This is a genomic window from Pseudoxanthomonas sp. 68-E7 (assembly GCF_057773145.1).
The window spans coordinates 1-2022 of record NZ_JBYMTI010000014.1 but is presented as its reverse complement, the minus strand read 5'-3'; the positions used below and the strand labels follow the sequence as shown (position 1 = coordinate 2022).

2 protein-coding genes are annotated in these 2022 nt (G+C 67.9%); both read right to left on the bottom strand.

From position 1 onward, the window contains the following. Positions 1 to 1490: cache domain-containing protein (locus AC3DE2_RS20125; protein ID WP_488427554.1), on the bottom strand; the 1490-nt coding region annotated here is incomplete at its 3' end. A 32-nt stretch (positions 1491 to 1522) separates the two neighbouring features. After that, positions 1523 to 2022: methyl-accepting chemotaxis protein (locus AC3DE2_RS20120; protein WP_488427553.1), on the bottom strand; the 500-nt coding region annotated here is incomplete at its 5' end.

Genomic DNA, 2022 nt, shown 5'->3' with positions numbered 1-2022 from the left:
ACGGTGGAGGTGAGCTCTTCCATGGAGGCGGCGGTTTCCTCCAGGTTGGCGGCCTGCTGTTCGGTGCGGCGGGACAGGTCGGCGTTGCCGGAGGCGATTTCCCCGGCGGCGGTGTTGATGGCGGTGGAGGCGTCCTGGATGCGGCTGACGATGTCGGTCAGCTGGGCGACGGTGGCGTTGGCGTCGTCGCGCATGCGGGCGAACACGCCGTGGAAGTCGCCGTCCATGCGGGTGGTCAGGTCGCCGCGGGCGATGGCCTGGAGCAGCTGGGAGACCTGGGCCAGGTTGCCGTCGGTGGTTTCCATCAGCTGGTTCAGGCCGGCGACCATGTCGCGGAAGTCGTATTGGTAACGGTCCACGTCGCCGCGCTGGCTGAAGTCGCCGGCGGCCGCCGCGCTGGCCAGGCGCTTGATTTCGACGTTGATGGCCGACAGGCTCGCCTTCACCGCATCGACGGTTTCGGTCATCAGCGCCTTCTCGCCGGGCAGGCGGGCGATGTCCACCGACAGATCGCCGATGGAATAGCGCTGCATGATGCCCAGCGCATCCATGATCGCCGCCACGTGTTCGCCGACCAGGGCATTGGTCTCGCGGACCATGTCGCCGTACTCGCCCGGGAACGCGGTCTCGTCCATGCGGTAGCTGACCGAGCCCTCGTCATGCCGGCGCGCCATCTCGCGCTGCGCGCCGATCACCGCGCGCAGCTGATCCTGCATCCGGTGCATGCTTTCCAGCAGGCGGCCGGGTTCGTCGTGCGGCTGCTCGCCGATGGCGTTTTCCAGCCGCCCGGCGGCGATGGCTTCGGCCACCCGGGTGGCGTGCCGCAGCGGCACCACGATGCGGGTGCCGATGATCCAGCTCAGCAGCACCACGATGATCACCAGCGCGCCACCGGCCAGGGTCATGATGCCGGTGAACATCCACGCCTGGTTCTGCACGTCGTCCATGTACACGCCGGTGGAGACGACCCAGTTCCAGGTCTTGTAGGGGGCGGCGTAGACGACCTTGGCAATCGGCTCGTCGCCGCCCGGCTTGGGCCAGCGGAACTCGACGAAACCGCCGCCGCGGCGCGCGGCTTCCACGCCCTCGCGATACAGCAGCACGCCGTCCGGGCTGCGTTCATCGCCAATCGGCTTGCCGGCCAGGTCCTTGCGGATCGGGTGCATCAGCATGACCGGCTGCATGTCGTGGATGTAGTAGTAATCCACGCCCTTGTTGCCGCGCATGCGCTCGATCGCCTTGAGCGCGTTCGCGCGCGCCGCCGCGGGGTCGAGCTCGCCGGATTTTTCCAGTCTCGCGTAGTGATCGAGGATGCCGAAGGTCAGTTCCACCCGGGTCTTCAGGCCCGCCTTGCGGGTCTCGTACAGATCCAGGTACTGCATGCGCGCGGCGATCACCGCCAGCGCCACGATGCCGAACGCGATCAGGCCGGTGAGCAGGTTGAGTTTGTGCCGGACCGGCAGGTTGGCGAAGCGTTGGAACAGGTTCATGGCGAACTCGGGGGAAGAATGGGAAAGAAGAATCAGGCGGCGCGACGCGAGGGCGCGCGCAGGGGAGGCGCGTGGTTGTCCAGGCGGAACGTGGAGGCGGCCGCCACCAGATCCCGCGCCTGGTCTTCCATGCTGCGCGCGGCGGCGGAAGCTTCCTCGACCAATGCGGCGTTCTGCTGGGTGGTCTCGTCCATCTGGGTGATGGTCTGGTTGACCTGCTCGATGCCGGCGGACTGCTCCTGCGAGGCGGCGGCAATCTCGGCCATGATGTCGGTGACCCGCTGCACCGAGGCGACGATTTCCCCCATGGTCGCGCCGGCCTGGTTGACCAGGTTCGAGCCGGTGGCGACCTGGTCCACCGAGGCTTCGATGAGGCCTTTGATTTCCTTGGCCGCGTTGGCGCTGCGCTGGGCCAGGGTGCGGACCTCGGAGGCGACCACGGCAAAGCCGCGGCCCTGCTCGCCGGCCCGGGCCGCTTCCACCGCGGCATTGAGCGCCAGGATGTTGGTCTGGAAGGCGATGCCGTCGATGA